This is a genomic window from Paenibacillus vulneris (assembly GCF_039543185.1).
Classification (GTDB): Bacteria; Bacillota; Bacilli; order Paenibacillales; family NBRC-103111; genus Paenibacillus_S; species Paenibacillus_S vulneris.
Genome location: NZ_BAABJG010000023.1, coordinates 1 through 15,650 on the forward strand (window position 1 = coordinate 1; position 15,650 = coordinate 15,650).

Below are 15,650 nucleotides of genomic sequence, written 5' to 3' on the forward strand. Positions count from 1 at the left end.
ACCGATTGAATATCGATGCGCGCTAGCAGCGTAGCTTTTTTTCATCTGTCTACTTGACAGGGGTATGACCACCGGACGGTCCTTTTTGTGCTGAATCATACGTTTGTGCGTTGGGCAGGATGGGTATGGGCTTCCAATCGCTGTTGAAATCGTGTTCGGGCCGCTTCATCCATAAATTCTTTTAGCATTCCGCGGTATTTCAAAAAAATGTCTCGTAATCCTTCATCTATCGTAAAGATGACATGCCGATGATTTACCTGAAACACGTCTTCCGCCATCATTCGGCTCCATTCCTCGGTTTCTCCGCACGAGCACGTCGTACAGAACCGTCCCTTACAACGGTAAAGGAATTTTTCTCGTGTCATGACACCCTTCACAAACCAGCAACATAAAGCCGTTCTTAGCATTCCCGCATCCCAGAAATTTCTCGATCTCCTTCACGATCACCCACCGGATTCGTGTTTTATTCTTTTCATAAAACTGGGGCCAATGCTCCAGAAAGATTCGTTTCAGTACGTTCGTCTCCATGTTCTTAGCATGCCGAAAATTCCATAAAAAGAGTACCCCTTACGCTTTAGTTCTGTAAAGGATTTAAACATTCTGATATTCCCAAAAAGGCGCCGCCTTCAATCCGGAACTCGTAGATACCTTCCTCTCTATGGACGGGCAGTTGTAGCCATACTGCCGCAACTTGCCCATGGCCGAAGCGCCGCGCGTTATGATACGGAAAACCCCGGCAGCGGCTTCTTGACGGAAGTCTACCGGGGCTCCGGTTACAGCCAGTAATCATCAATGATGTTCGTGCCTTGCATCCATTTCGCGATCTTGCCCTTCGGCTGATACTGGCGGGTAAAACGTATTTCCCTCGCACTCATCACAGGTCGTTTTGTAACAATCGGCTTGCTCTTCCAATTCGATTCCACAGCGACAGCAGCGTTTGACGGCATACAATTCTAAAGGATTCATCGGTTCTACACCCATAGACGACACTCCTTTGCTCGCGTATAAAACAAGTATACACGAAAACTGCTTTTTTGTTACCGCTTTCACACCGGTTTTGAAAAATGTAATTTACCTGAAATATACGTACCCTCTTCCTAACATTCCGTTACCAAATTCCCTAATCTCTATGTATTATATTCTAAATGACCTATAAATATGGAAAAAATGCCCTATTATTAACACTTTTAAAATATGCTAAAAAATATTTAGGTATTATATCTTTTTTACATAGGAGGATAAAAATGAAATATTCGTTATGTGTTGTATTGGCCTTAATGATTTTGTTTAGCACGTTCGCTTCCACATCGCTTGCCGCACCAGCTTCTCTGCAAGAAACAAAGCAAAATGCTCAGACAACTAGAGTTATAGAACAGCGAATAAAACCGATTGAGTTAAAAGGAGAAATTAGGGACATTACAAACAATGATAATGGCGAGTCCCAAGTTAGCGGAAACGTAACCGTAATGCTTAGGAAACCAACTAACAAAAATGTTGAAATTGGCTATAAACTATATTCCGTTGATGAAAACAAGCACACCAAGCTTATTGAATCAAAAAATCTGTATGACGGAAAAATTGAAAATAGAATAGATTTGACTATTAGTCTCAAGTCATTAAATGCAGGTGATTATCAACTGAAGTTAGATGCTCAATCCATTCAAAGTCAGTCATCCTCTTGGGGGGACAATCAAATATTATATTTTTCAGTAAACAATTCTGGATTGGAGACGGGCTTTAGAAAAGAAGCTACGATGTCAGTAGTCGAAAGTACTTATAAAAAAGGTGAGCTATTCAAAATTAAAAATGACCCGAGTTCAAAAATAGAACAATTACGCGACGACGTCAGCTTCTTAAAAACGAATTCTATTACTGCTGGTAGTGTTTCTACTTCTACGAATATTGCCGGTACTTTTAAATATAACGATAGAAACGGTAATGTTTCTCCTTGGAAGGAAGCAAAGGTAATTATTTATGCAAGAGATCAATTTTATATCTGGCGGACTGTCGGTACGACATATACAGATTCCAACGGGTACTTCTCCACTTACTTTGATGATAACGGGGACCGACCAATAAAAGTTGCTGCTTATACTATAAACAACACGGATGCAGTTGCAGATTTTGAGGGATATGTCTATGTGTGGGCGTTACAATTCGATGTATTTGGCGGTGGAGATTTCGGAACAGCTATAGTATCTGAAGATGATTACGAAAGGAGAGCCATTTGGTCTTTTGAAGACATCGTGAGAACAAGAACAGCGCTTACAAACGCAGGGAAAAATCCGGGATCGGCTACAGTCTTATGGGAGATGGGGAGTAATGATGGTACTTATTATAATCTAGGCGGAGAAGTTCATTTGAAAGACAGTGATCCCGATTCCGATGATACAACTATTCATGAATTAGGTCACAATTATATGTATAATTTATACAACGGTAACTTCCCGTCCAATGATTGCCCGTCTCCGCATTATTTTGAACAAATATCCGGCAAAAACTGCGCTTGGACCGAGGGATGGGCGGATTTTCTACCACTGTATATTAATAACGACTCCAGATACAACTGGTCGCCTACTCAATGGACCGATGTAGAAACAAGAGGCAATGGCAGCTATGATTATGGAGATCAAGTTGAAGGAAATGTAGCCGGTGCCCTTTGGGATCTTTATGACACCATCGATGATGGATCAGACATGAAATCATATCCCTTCAACTACATATATACGAATATGTGGTTTGTTCGATCGAATAATTTTAGAGAATATTGGGATCACTGGCTTAACACAGCTCATTATGACGCCGATGCACTTGGTTGTATAGATCAAAATACAATGGACTACTAATCCACGCTTTTAAAGGAGGGAGCGATGCTGTTACTTTTTCGATTCATATACTCCGTTTTCATATCGTTTATGATATTCGGACTATTATTGGGATGCCAAAATAAAAGCCTGCCTGTACCTAACCCAGGATCAATGATAAAGATTACAGTAATGGAATACAAATCAAGAAAAGTAATAACAGAACATACTGATCAGAACGAAATCAAAAAAATTACCGATAAAATAAATTCGGCAAAAAAGAACGGTCTAAGTGAGCCGTTACCTTCTCCCAAAAACATCATTGTATTCGAAAGTCATAATAAGAAGATCGAATTTGACTATATACATTCATTAAGCAAAGATATTCTAGTAGAAAAGGGAGCACAGTATCAGTGGGAAATAGCTCCTATTAATGATTTAATCTTTTGATTTGTACTTCTACCCTGATCACGCAGACCGGGCCATTATGGAAGCCTGTTAAGTAGGCATCTAACAGTAAGAAAAACCGTCCGGAAAGATCACCGGACGGTCCTTTTTGTGCTGAATCATACGTTTGTGCGTTGGGCAGGATGGGTATGGGCTTCCAATCGCTGTTGAAATCGTGTTCGGGCCGCTTCATCCATAAATTCTTTTAGCATTCCGCGGTATTTCAAAAAAATGTCTCGTAATCCTTCATCTATCGTAAAGATGACATGCCGATGATTTACCTGAAACACGTCTTCCGCTATCATTCGGTTCCATTCCTCGGTTTCTCCGCACGAGCACGTCGTACAGAACCGTCCCTTACAACGGTAAGGAATTTTTCTCGTGTCATGACACCCTTCACAAACCAGCAACTTAAAGCCGTTCTTAGCATTCCCGCATCCCAAAAATTTCCCGATCTCCTTCACGATCACCCACCGGATTCGTGTTTTATTCTTTTCATAAACCTGGGGTCAATGCTCCAGAAAGATTCGTTTCAGTACGTTCGTCTCCATGTTCTTAGCATACCGAAAATTTCTTAAAAAGGGTACCCCTTAACGCTTTAGTTCTGTAAAGGATTTAAACATTCTGATATTCTGAGAAAAAGACCCCGGCGGGGTCTTTTTTTATTAATAATTACAATTACCATGGAAATCACACATAATATTTCGCTGCTTCCCAGCCGCTACAGCTGTATCCGCGTATCATCCGTTATTATACCGCCCCGATTTTTGGCCATTCCAGTTCAACCCCATTAGCGGAAAGCAGCGCCTGCAGCTCTTTAAGCTTTTCTGCGCTTGCACGCACCTCGCTCGGGGTCAACCCTCGTTCCAAGCAAAATGCCGCCGTATATCCTGCAGACTCCCCGATATTCCACTCTACCGGGTGAAGCCTGTAGCAGCCGTTCGTAATATGGGTGGTCCCTATATTTTTGCATGCGGCCAGCAGATTGGTAACCCTTCTGGGAATTAGACTCCCAAGCGGAATTTGAAAAGGCACCGAGGAGATGTCAAGGAAATTTCTCCCCCGCATGCTTGGGTGCAGGTCGATTCTATAGCAGCCAATTCCTACGCTGTCCGGGAACTCCTCTGCCCCGCATTCTTTTCGAACGGCAGCACTCACATGCTGCTCCAGAACCGTAAATTCAGCTTTGATTCTGCGGGATTCCCGGATATACGGTGCTTGGGCCATTCCATCCTCCGTCCCCACCACGTCAGGGCGCAGCCGAAGTCCCGGGTAGCCTGCTCCGCCATCCGGGCGGGGGGCTTCCGTCTGCAGCCAGTAGAGCAAGGATAGACTCAGCTGTTTGGCTTGGTGCAGATGCTTCTTGGCCTCTTGCTCAGGCACATCATAGATATTGCCCAGGAAGTAATCGTTTTGAGCCCAATTGACTAACGAAATATCCGATTCATACGTCCCCGGTAAGAAGTTGGCCCGGTCCACTATTCGGCGATAGATGAACAATGGGTATTTGTCCGTACCCGGGAAGAGCGTCTCTTCCGTCGGTTCCAGCGTCTTGGGGTCAGGGGATACCCAATCCAATTGCGGATTAGGCCAGAAAGGCGCTTGAAAGGAACGCCAATATGAGTAATCCTTAGGTCGATCAATGACATGATGTTCACCCTCCAAATAATCCATGGCGAAGCAGCAGGTGAAGGCCTGGATATCCTGAGGGTCAGCGGGACCGTCCAGTGCATGGGGCTCATGAGTCTCCTGTTTCGACTCCGCTCCCGTAACATATTCGACATGGGCAAGCGGTAATAAGTCCCCGCATTCCGTCGCGTCGAGAAAATAGGGGGCTTCGATGATCCGTCGCTCTCCATCGGCCTTTTTTACGGTTACTGCCAGGATGCGGTCTCCTTGCGTATGTGCTTTTATGATTTTACAGCGAGTAAGGATGGTCAGCTTGCCGCTGTTTATAAATGGCGCAAGCATCTGCTGCAAAACGGCATGCATCACTCGGGGCTCGGCACAGAGACGGCTCACTCCCCCATTACCAGGGTTCAAATAGTACGCCGCACGCCCATACTCCGATAGCGGGTAGTGACTGCGATAGTAGCCTCTGACCTGATCGCGGAATTTGCGATAGCTTCGCGTACAGCCGAACTGTTCAATCCATTTATGCTCATCCGGAGGCACCGCCTGACTCGTCAGCTGTCCCCCGATCCAATCGAATTCCTCCGTCATACATACTCTTTTTCCTAGGCTGCAGGCCGCCAATGCTGCGGCACATCCTCCTACACCTCCGCCAATGATCGCAATATCTGCACGTAGACTTTGCTCCATGCTGCCCATATCTCAATTCCCTCCTTCACCCATATTTGTTTTATTACCCCAATAATCTAGACGCAAACCAAGCTTTTTTGTTGCACGAGACATCAGCCTTCGAAACAGGAGAAACCAAAAATTTCCGTAACAGCATCCACCGCCGTCCAAAAAAAAGACCCTCTTCGCCTGCCAAGCGAACAGAGCCATCCAATCCTATTTCATTGCAGCTTGTAAATCGAATAACCATCCTTTACTTCCATCAAGGTATACTTTTCATCCAAATACTGCTTTAAGCTCCCGTCATCCCCGTCAATATGTCCTCTTAGCGGTACAAAATATTTGGCTCCCATACGGACAAAATAGCGAAGCTCCGCCTTCGTATCCTTAGGAATCGTATTACCTACTCTCCATCCATTACGTTGACTCGCATTGAGCAGCGACGGGTCATCCGTTCCGACGACGATCAAATCATGCTTGCCCGTTAACGCTTGAACCACCTCGGCTTGTCTCAGCAGAACGGTATGCTGGTTCGTAAGCAGCGGTGCAGTTATCCCATAAGTCTGCCAGCCCATCAAGGCAATGACGACAATCGCCATCAGCCGGCCGGTTAACCTGTTCCAGAAGGACATCAGCATAATGCCACTGAACAAAGCAACCAAGGGTCCGATCAATATTAAATAATAATCAAATTGAATCGTAGCCACGATGATGAATAATTCAACAAGCATTGCGATTGCCCATACACCAACGGGAGATTCCTTCCTCCAATTCACTGTGATAAGCCCAGCCAGGAACAACACGATGCCATACCAGGTAAAAGCCTTCGGCAATTCCCTCGCGAAGAAATGAAGCGCCTCACCGGAAGCAAAGCTCGTGAACAAGCTGGGCAGGATATGCTTGGTTGCAATGCCGGAGACGAAAGGAAATTCCGCCACCGTGCCTAACCATTGAAAATATAAATAGGGCGGCAATAAGGACAAGCATGCAAACAGCCATAGCTCCCACTGCTGAAAGCAGCGCAGCCGATATTCCTTAACCGCCATCCAAACCATTGGAATTCCCACGAAAACAGCCGGAATTTTTTGTGAAATAGCTAATGCCGTGAAGCCGCATGCAAGCCCAAGCATCATCAAGCGCTTATCGTTCATCCATCGGGTAAAAAAATAAAAGGCCCCAAGCATAAAAAATAAAGCAGCCGACTCTGGCATGATAGCTCTTGAATATAACACGTTGATCGGCAGGATTCCGTATATCAGCATGGCCATTCGCGCCGTTGGGACGGAGTAATAATGCTTCGCAATGAGATACAAGAAGCAGGCTGAGCCTAGGAAGAAGCACAATGGAACTGCCCTGGCCAATGCATAGTGATGGCCGAACAGGTGATACAATATGGCAATTAGGGTTGTAGTTACTTGAAATTCCAGCTGCACATAGTTAGGCAATGGGCCGTCGTAGCTCAGCTGCGGGTACAGCGGGTTCATGCGGTCTTCCAAGAAATGAATGGCAATCGACTCCGTATCCGACTGCCTCCACGAATCGTATTCGTAAGGGGAATTCCCCAAAGACGGAATGCGCAGCGCGGCAATGAACAGAAGCAGCAGCAGCGGGATCACCCAGGTACGGTATTGTTTCCTATCCACCTTCGCACCTTAACCTCCTGTTCTTTACTGCCTATTTGTTAATCATCCACACGCCGGCAACAATAATAGCTATACCCATCAGCTTGTTCCAGGAAAAGGACTCGTCCAAAAGAAAGTAAGAAAGAATGACGACAATAATATAACCAATGCTGACCATCGGATAGGCATAGCTCAGCTCAGAGCGCGTCAATACCTTGATCCACAATAAAAAGCTTGTTCCAAACAAAAGCAGCCCGAGCACGATCTCCGGTGTCTTAAGAAGACGCAGCAGGACCGGAACCAGCGATGAGATCGAAAAAGAGATTGTCCCCAATTTATTGGAGCCAAGCTTCAAAATCACTTGGCCCAGCGATCCTAAAGCAACCGAAATAAGAATTAACCAAATGGTTTTCATAAGGCATGTTCCTTGCTCCATTTTTTGTTATATTTCACTTTTCTCAACAGTCTAAAGTACCCTATCACCGTTCTCCAAATGTTCATTTTACTTTTGCTTTCCTTCAGATGATACTCGAGGATAAGCGGGTATTCACCTGCACGCACGCCCATTCGGCTGAACCTGGCCATAATTTCCGCCATACATTCGAAGCCGCTGCTCGTAATAAACCGGCCGTTGTAATAAGACATCGCTTTAATGAGAAAACCGACCCGGTAGCATCTGAAACCGCTTGAATAATCATTCACATTGGCGATGGGAAAAAACAGCTTAAAAAACCATCTCGCACCGCGGCTAAACAGCTTTCGATGCCAGGCCAAGCCAAGCTCTTGTCCTCCGTCCGCATATCGGGAGGCTATGACCATATCCAGCTCCTCCATCCTCAGCTTGGCGAACAAATCGGGAATAATGGACGGGCTATGCGTATTATCGGCATCTAACGTGATCAGAACATCTTCATAATCAAAATGAGTAACTACATAATCCAGCAGCGTACTCATGGCTTCCCCAAGTCCGCGATTATGTTTGTGAGTAAGCACTCTCATATTGGGTAAGACAGCTGCATGGTCCCTTAAAATAGCGGCTGTATCGTCCGTGCTCCCGTCATCTACCACAATGATATGAAGCTGTTCCTCTAAGCCGGCTCTCAGCGCCTCCAGCTTCATTAGCAGAATGGGCAGCACATTGCCTTCGTTGTACGCCGGCAGCCCCACAATCACATTTGATTTCATCCGACACCTCTCTTCCCAGCACGTTCCTATTACTCAATTTATTCCAGTTGTCTCCATTCAAGTACTTCCCTTTATGACATGACAAAAAGACCGGCCCTGGTGGACCGGTCTGAAAAGCATAAATTTGCTCGAATGATATGATACTGTTATTGTTAGTACTATAAACGCTGTGAGGAGAACACTTTCATGAGACTTGTCACCAAAACGAGAATCGACTATCTCCAAACCCTGCTGCTCTGTATTGATGATCAACAAAAGCAGAAGGAAGCTCTGCATATTCTGGAATCCCTGACAAGAGACATTAATGAAAACTACGCTGAGATTGAGAAGCCTATCCGTCTAAAGCCTTATGAATGATCGAGTACATTTTCACATCCTGGTACTCGCCTTTCACATACATATGTTTACGAAGTATGCCTTCAAATTGCATCCCCGATTTCTCCATGACTCTGGCAGAGCCAATATTATCGGGGTGGCACCTCGCTTCGATCCGTACCAGCTTCATTTCGTTAAAGCCAAAATCTACAATGCGCTTTACAATTTCCGTCATGTAACCCCTATTCCAAAATTCCCGGGATAACGCATACCCCAACTCCGCACGAGAATGAGCTGTATTCCAATTGACAAAGCCAGCCGTACCGATCATTTTCCGCGAATGCTTATCCTCAATAGCCCAAGAGGCTATTTTTTGCTCCTCATATGCATTCAGGACCGTCTCGATAAATCTCCTTGTCCCTTCCAGCGACTGATGCGGGGGCCATGTCGTATATCTCGGTACTTCAGGATCTGAACCGTAAAGAAACATGTCCTCCGCATCCTGGAACTGAAGCTTCCTAAGTATTGTCCGCTCCGTCTCCAGAACGGGAAGATTGCCAAATATAGCTTCAATGGTGATTGCCATCGAATCCACCGCCTTTATCATTTGCAACATTATACATGGAATCCTCTCGGCAATCAACCATAATATGGAAGCGTCTACTCTTTCCTTCGTCTCCCTGTTAAGCGAATGTAGATCAGCTTTGGCATCTGACTCTCTGATAAAAAAAGCAGCAAAGACAAGGAAAGGCATCTTCCCTTGACTTTGCTGTTTATTCCAAAATTATTGAGTAAATTGAGCAACTAGACGCTTAGCATCTCCGTTGGCAGTTGTGTACACTTCAAATACCTTCAAGGTCAGCGGATAATCAAACTGCTGGGAAGTGCCTTTGAACACGATGTTGTTCTCGCCCGTAACCAACCGGTTAGGACCGATAAACGAGTTGACGCTGGTTCCAACCAACCGGCCCGCAGCATCATACAGCTCGAACTGCAGCTTCGAGAAGTTGGCATCAACTTGTACATTCGGCTCCCGTTCGATATCCATCAGGAACTTGCCCTTGTATGAATATTCGAACGTTTGCGAATTGAACTGGAAGGATATATCCCAATGCGATATATCGAACTTAAACGGATAGACGTTAAATTTCGTTTCATTCTCCTTATCCGTCTGAAGAGCTACACTGTACGTTCCGATGGTTGTTTTATAAGGAGCCGCAGTTTTGGCGTCTTCCACCTTCAGCGCCAGCCCCTGTCCCGATTCCGATACAGGTAGCGAGTAGGAATAATTCACCGTAATCCCTGCGTTCGGCAGGATCGGAGATTCCGTAATGGTTTGACGCTTGCCGCTGTACTCGTAGCCTTCCGAGCTAATGAGCGATGTATCAAAGGAAGGAATCGCGATTGGACGGTCGCTCTTATTGTATAAGCTGAATTTAGCCGTTACTTTTTTATTGCCTTCCTCTTCATCGTCATACATGTGGAATTCGACCACCGAAACCTGGATATCCGGATGAATCAATTCGCTGCGCGAATCGAATTTCATCGGATTCCCCAAAGCATAGGCTTCATACTGATTGCCCAAGGTTTGGGTAGGCAGCAAAATACTCAATCGGCCCACGGTATAGCTCACTTGCGCAGGAGCAGCCCCGGCAGCTGCCTGACCTTGTGTAAAGCTCTCGCTTGTCAGCAGGTTCAGGCTCGATAATACCGTATCTTGGTCCGTAGGAATGGCAAAATGGATATATTTCTCTTCCTTGCTCTCCAATACTACGGTTCCCTCTTCTACCCGTTTACCGGAATACACTTTCGCTCCGGTTTTACCGTCGATAGTAAACTCCGGTACCGTCTCCCGCTTGTCCGTTGGATTATAAGCCAGCAGCTGCACGAGATAGACCGTACCCTTCTCGGTCGTTTGCTTGGTGATGTTAACCGGCGTATATTGAATCGGCGAGACCAGTGATGGAATTTTGAAGGAATCAGACCATTTCTTCACCGCTGCAGCATCCGTAATTTGCATATCGCTTCCCTGCCATGGCTGTACCGTAATTGGAACAGCCAGGATCAGCGTCTGCTTCTTGGGATAGACATAATAGTCCACATCCGTCCAGTTGACTTCAGCCAGCGTGACATCGTCCGTACGATCGATTACGGCCATATAGCTCAGCTCGGTGTTAGCCTTGGACTGAATTGCCTTGGCGTTGGATGCACTCGGCTGCAAAGTATATTCGATGCCCTCACTCGTTTTTACACGAAGCTCATAGTCTGGTACTCGGACAAAATCGGTATAGTTATTTTTCATCCGGACCACCACGCCGATGCGTGTACCTCCGGTTACATGTTCATTCAATATACTCTTCACTTCAACTTCCAGCTTGTCGGTCAACGGATATACGGTTGCCGCTTGATTCTGGAAGGCAGTCGGAGTCGACTCTTCAGCAAAAGCCGAATATCCCGTACTCATAAGCGATGCTGAAATGATCATGACGGCTGCGGTTTTCTTCAACTTCTTGTTCAATTGCTTCTCCTCCTCTGGGTCATTCTTTATTTGGCCAACTGAACCTTTTCTTTATCCTTCAGCTGATGCTGTCCGGAAGTAACCAGCTGCTCTCCTTCTTTCAAACCGGAAAGCACTTCTTGATTCGTTTCGTTCAGCCGGCCCATCTCTACCTTGCGCTTCTCGACTTGATCTCCCGAGAGTACAAAGACGAAGGTGTCTCCGCCTTCACGAACTACGCTTAGCGTAGGAATGGCTACAACAACCTGGTCCTCATTCTCCGTCAGAAGCACTTGAGCCTTCATGCCCGGCTTCAGCTTACGGTCCGCATTAGGAACCTCCAGTTCAAGAGAGTAAGACTTGGACTGAGCACTCATGACATCAGCGAGGTAGACGACCTTGCCTTTGATCTTGTCGGTTGTCCCCGGCACGTAGAGCGTCAGCTCTTGCTTGCCGCGAATGAGATTGGCAGAGCTTTCTGTCAGCTCCGCTTTGACCTTGATAGGGTCCAGCTGCTGCAGCTGAGCCGCCTTGAAGCCTGCCGGCAGCGTCATGCCGATCTCAATAGGAAAATCGGTGAGAACGCCGCTTGCCGGCGCGGTAACCTCCATGTGCTGTAAGGTACGGTCTGCTTCCCGGATTGAGACATCCGCTGTTTGCAAGGCTTGATCCAGCTGTGCCAGGGAGTTCGTTGTCTCCAAGGTTTTCAGCTTGCTGCGGCTGTTCTCCAGATCAAGACGCTGGTTGTTCAGCTGGCTTTCCACCTGTTCAAGCTGAAACTTAGTTACAAGGCCCTGATCGTAGTCATTGCGCATCTTGCTGTAATTTTTCTCCGCATCCTGTAACGCAATTTCCTGCTTGGTGATTCCGTTCTTCAGCTCCTGCTTGGAATCCTCCAGCTCCTGCTTGGCTTTAGCCAGCTGCTGCTGGGTCCCGTTTAAAGCGATCTGCGCTTTTTCCTTGCTAATCTGAATGTCTGTCGGATCCAACCGGAAGAGCACTTCGCCCTTTTCTACTATGTCTCCGCGTTTTTTCAGCATTTCCAATACGTCTCCGCCGGCTTTGGTGACAACGTCCATCTGAAGCGACGAGACAACGTCCGCTACCTGCTCCAGCGGATCGGCGATTTTTTGCTTTTGTACTTTTTCAACCTTAACGGTTTTGACCTGCGGTTCTGTAGTTGCCGGAGCCGACGCTTCAGGTTTGGCTGTGCAGCCGGCAAAAAGCGCCGTACTGATGACGAGAGCTCCCACGATACTCAAGTTTCTTTTAACTGAGTTTGCCTTTGTCCGTTTCATAAGACTTTTCTCCTTTTCCCCTGTCGATCTATATAGTCTAGCTTTTATCGGATTAATGGGTAATGTTCGCAGCCTTGGAATTGGCCTTCACGCTACTTTTCCTATTAAATAAACGACTTACGCGAACCTTCATCGCATCAATAACCTCATAGACTACCGGAACGACGATCAGCGTCAGCACAGTGGACGTCGTCAAACCGCCAATAACTACCACGGCCAAGCCCTTGGAGATAAGCGATCCTTCCGATAAGCCGATTCCGAGAGGCAGCAAGGATATAACCGTCGCGCCCGCTGTCATAATGATAGGACGTAACCGTGTAAGACCCGCTTTCACTAAGGCGTCCCGTACCGGAATTCCTTCCTCCCGAAGCTGCTGCACCCGGTCGATAAGTACGATCGCATTCGTAACTACGACACCGATAAGCATGAGGAATCCGATCAAGGATGTAATGTTAATGGATTCCCCGGCAACAAACAGACCCAGGAATCCTCCGATTGCCGCCAGAGGCAAGGAGAATAAAATAACGAACGGCGCGCTCGCATTGCCGAAGGCAATAACCATAACAAGATAAACGATAAGAATAGCTGCAACCATCGCAACACCCATCTGGCCGAAGCTTTCCTGGATATCGTCGCTGACACCCTGTACTTGAGCTCTGACGCCGTTAGGCAATTCAAGATTCTTGAGCTCTGCGGCCACTTTACTGCTTATGCCGCCCTTGTCTTTACTGTCGATTTTGGCGGTTATCTTCACGAATTGCTCCTGCATTTCACGGGAAATGGCTGCCGGAGCATCCACCTGCTTGACTTTGGCGACCTCGTTCAAATTCACGACCGTACCTGTAGGTGTCGTAATCTGGAATTGACCGATTTTATCCACCGAGTTTTTAAAGTCGTCCTGGATCATCATCTGGGTTTTGAAGGTTACGTTATCGAACTTCAATTCACCGATATCGACCTTGCCTAACCAGACACGGACCGTATCCAGAATTTGAGCGGAGGACAAGCCGTATGTTCTCGCCTTGTTCTGATCGACAGTGACTTCGACCTGCATCTTCTTCTCACTCAAATTATCCTTGATTTCCTGAAGCTCCGGGAACTCCTTCATCTTTGCCTTAACCAGCTCCGCGCCGGTCATCAATTGAGTTAGGTCATCCCCTTTCAACAGGTAAGCAAAGTCCTCACCCGAGCCGGACATCCCCGCTGACATCAGATTTCCTTCTACCTCAGAGCCTTTCGGAACCAAGTACAGCATCTTGTCCGCATAGACTTTGGCCATTTTCTTGGCATCCGAGGCTTTGGACAACGATCCGATAATCATCGCCTTGTAAGGAACCCGCTCACCGCTTGTATTGTTCTGGTCATAACCGACCATCGATTCAAAGTATTCGAAAGCAGGCTCTCCAATTGGGTCCTTCTCTTCCTTTAACATCGCCTCGATTTCCTTCACCTTGAGATCCATGGATTCAATCGAGGTCTCACGAGGCAGCTTGAGCGTAAACTGTACTTGCTTATCCGTTGCGCTGTCCGGCATGAACGCTGCAGGCAGGAAAGGAACGGTTCCTCCGAGGGAGATGATAAATACGAGGAAGGCAACAAGCAATGTTTTCTTAGGATTGCTGAGTGACCATTCCAAAAACTTCTTATACCGGTTCGAAAATGCGCCCAGCTTCTCTTCGTCGTGATGCTTGATTTTGTCGCTTTTCAGCACCATCAGCTTTGCCAGCATCGGAATCACCGTAAGCGCAACGATCAGAGACGTCATCAAAGCAACGACCAGGGTGATGGCGAACGGACGGAAGATGTCTCCCAGAATCCCTCCGACGAAGGCAATCGGCAAAAATACGCCGGCTGTCGTAATCGTCGAGGAAGTAATCGCGGATGCGACCCTTGCGGTAGCCATCTTGATCACCGATTCATTGCGTTCGTGAGCTTTTTGCAGTTCGCTGAAAATATTCTCGATAACAACGATACTATCATCCACGACACGTCCGACGGCTATGGTCAAGCCGCCCAAGGTCATAATGTTCAGCGTAATGCCTAGTGGCGCCATAATGGAAAGCGTGGTAAGAATTGATAACGGTATAGAGACTAATACGATCAATGTCATACGAACGTTTCTTAAGAAGAGCAAAATCATGACCGAGGCGAGAATCGCACCCGAGATGCCCTCTTTTAACATCCCGTGGATGGATTTCTCTACATCATTCGCAGAGTTGTAGACGGTGGTGAAGTGGATATTAGGAAACTCCTTCTCCCATCCTGCGATCAGCTTCTTCACATTGTTCGAAAATTCAACCGTGTTGGCATCCTTGCTTTTGTACAGCGTAATCCCGATAGCTGTGTTCCCGTTCAACCGGTCAATAAATTCAGCCTCGGAGATAGCTTCAATTTTGGATACCTGCTTGAGCAGCACTATTTGTCCCGATGCGGTAGTCAGCTTCATGTTCTCCAAATTATAGATCGTGTTCAAGTCGCTTTGAATACGAACCATCTGCTCATTGCCGTTAAAATCCGCCGTTCCTGCAGGACTTGTCAGCAATGCGGCTTGTATGCTCTGCTGCACCTGCGTCGGGGTCATTCCGTAGTTGTTCAAGGCATTGATATCCAGCTTCAACTTGAGCGTAGCTTCCTGCTGCCCGACGGAATCGACGTGATCGATCCCTTTCATCGCGCTGAGCGTAGGCTCGATCGTATCCTTGTAAATCCGGTTAAGCTCCTCCTGGTTCATCCCGTTGTCCCCGTTAAGAGCCGCAAAGAAGACCGGAAAATCGTTGGTGCCGAACTTGGACACCTTCGGCTTTGACGCCGTGGCGGGAAGCTTCACATCGGCAATGGCGCTCTCTATATCTCTTTTTGCGTCATCCGGCTTCCGGCCGTTGACCAGCTCAACGGTAATCGCCGAGAAACCGTCGTTCGAGGTCGACGTTACTTTCTTCAAGCCTTCGATACCGACTATCCGCTTCTCCAGCTTCTTGGTGACGTCTTCCATCACATCTTTTGGCGGGGCCGGATAAACGGTGCTGACAAACACCATCGGCAGTGAAATATCCGGCATGCTTTCCTGCTTCAGCTGTGATGCCGAATATGCTCCCGCAATGAACAAGAGAATGCTGATAATGATAATGGCCGCAGCGTTTTTCAAGGAAAAATTCGTTAACTTGTTCATCTCTCTACTCCT

The 15,650-nt window shown here is 46.9% G+C and carries 12 protein-coding genes and 2 pseudogenes; 3 read left to right on the forward strand and 11 right to left on the reverse strand.

The features are described from left to right. Positions 1 to 155 precede the first annotated feature (155 nt). Positions 156 to 528 (reverse strand): annotated as a pseudogene (locus ABEA66_RS36385) (transposase zinc-binding domain-containing protein); the annotation flags it as partial. Positions 529 to 789: 261 nt separating this feature from the next. Continuing rightward, positions 790 to 981, reverse strand: coding sequence for a protein YhfH (gene yhfH, locus ABEA66_RS21295; RefSeq protein ID WP_345590579.1), 192 nt, complete (start codon positions 979 to 981; stop codon positions 790 to 792). Between the two features lie 263 nt (positions 982 to 1,244). Here yhfH and ABEA66_RS21300 point away from each other — a divergent pair, with 263 nt between their 5' ends. Both ABEA66_RS21300 and ABEA66_RS21305 read left to right on the forward strand, forming a co-directional pair. Beyond that, entirely contained in the window at positions 1,245 to 2,846 is a 1,602-nt protein-coding gene (locus tag ABEA66_RS21300; RefSeq protein WP_345590582.1) for a hypothetical protein, read from the forward strand. A gap of 24 nt (positions 2,847 to 2,870) precedes the next feature. Next, a complete protein-coding gene (locus ABEA66_RS21305; protein WP_345590584.1) occupies positions 2,871 to 3,254 on the forward strand; it encodes a hypothetical protein in 384 nt (127 codons plus the stop codon). A gap of 176 nt (positions 3,255 to 3,430) precedes the next feature. Here the strand turns inward: ABEA66_RS21305 and ABEA66_RS21310 are convergent. The 5 genes and pseudogenes from ABEA66_RS21310 to ABEA66_RS21330 form a co-directional block, all read right to left on the reverse strand. Continuing rightward, positions 3,431 to 3,802, reverse strand: a pseudogene (locus ABEA66_RS21310) (transposase zinc-binding domain-containing protein); the annotation flags it as partial. A 199-nt stretch (positions 3,803 to 4,001) separates the two neighbouring features. Continuing rightward, a complete protein-coding gene (locus ABEA66_RS21315) occupies positions 4,002 to 5,573 on the reverse strand; it encodes an FAD-dependent oxidoreductase (protein WP_345590700.1) in 1,572 nt (523 codons plus the stop codon). Positions 5,574 to 5,773: 200 nt separating this feature from the next. Next, positions 5,774 to 7,195: an ArnT family glycosyltransferase gene (locus tag ABEA66_RS21320; RefSeq protein ID WP_345590586.1), complete on the reverse strand. Its 1,422-nt coding sequence runs from the start codon at positions 7,193 to 7,195 to the stop codon at positions 5,774 to 5,776. A gap of 31 nt (positions 7,196 to 7,226) precedes the next feature. Then, the gene (locus tag ABEA66_RS21325; protein WP_079911834.1) at positions 7,227 to 7,589 is read right to left on the reverse strand and encodes an EamA family transporter; all 363 of its coding nucleotides are present in this window, start codon (positions 7,587 to 7,589) and stop codon (positions 7,227 to 7,229) included. Continuing rightward, positions 7,586 to 8,359: a glycosyltransferase gene (locus tag ABEA66_RS21330; RefSeq protein WP_079911836.1), complete on the reverse strand. Its 774-nt coding sequence runs from the start codon at positions 8,357 to 8,359 to the stop codon at positions 7,586 to 7,588. The genes ABEA66_RS21325 and ABEA66_RS21330 overlap by 4 nt, the downstream gene beginning before the upstream one ends. A 186-nt stretch (positions 8,360 to 8,545) precedes the next feature. On the opposite strand from ABEA66_RS21330, the gene ABEA66_RS21335 reads away from it, so the two are divergent. Continuing rightward, positions 8,546 to 8,716 carry a hypothetical protein gene (locus ABEA66_RS21335; RefSeq protein WP_179136077.1) on the forward strand — a complete coding sequence of 57 codons (171 nt, stop codon included), beginning with the start codon at positions 8,546 to 8,548 and terminating at the stop codon, positions 8,714 to 8,716. On the opposite strand, the gene ABEA66_RS21340 is transcribed toward ABEA66_RS21335, so the two are convergent. The 4 genes from ABEA66_RS21340 to ABEA66_RS21355 all read right to left on the reverse strand — a co-directional run bounded on the left by ABEA66_RS21340 (position 8,691) and on the right by ABEA66_RS21355 (position 15,638). Continuing rightward, the gene (locus ABEA66_RS21340; protein ID WP_345590590.1) at positions 8,691 to 9,260 is read right to left on the reverse strand and encodes a GNAT family N-acetyltransferase; all 570 of its coding nucleotides are present in this window, start codon (positions 9,258 to 9,260) and stop codon (positions 8,691 to 8,693) included. The genes ABEA66_RS21335 and ABEA66_RS21340 overlap by 26 nt on opposite strands. A gap of 198 nt (positions 9,261 to 9,458) precedes the next feature. Continuing rightward, complete coding sequence (locus tag ABEA66_RS21345; RefSeq protein WP_345590592.1) at positions 9,459 to 11,192, reverse strand: hypothetical protein; 1,734 nt, start codon at positions 11,190 to 11,192, stop codon at positions 9,459 to 9,461. A gap of 26 nt (positions 11,193 to 11,218) precedes the next feature. Then, on the reverse strand, positions 11,219 to 12,469 hold the full coding sequence (locus ABEA66_RS21350; RefSeq protein WP_079911839.1) for an efflux RND transporter periplasmic adaptor subunit: 1,251 nt from the start codon (positions 12,467 to 12,469) through the stop codon (positions 11,219 to 11,221). 52 nt (positions 12,470 to 12,521) lie between these two features. Further along, on the reverse strand, positions 12,522 to 15,638 hold the full coding sequence (locus ABEA66_RS21355) for an efflux RND transporter permease subunit (protein ID WP_079911840.1): 3,117 nt from the start codon (positions 15,636 to 15,638) through the stop codon (positions 12,522 to 12,524). Positions 15,639 to 15,650: the final 12 nt, after the last annotated feature.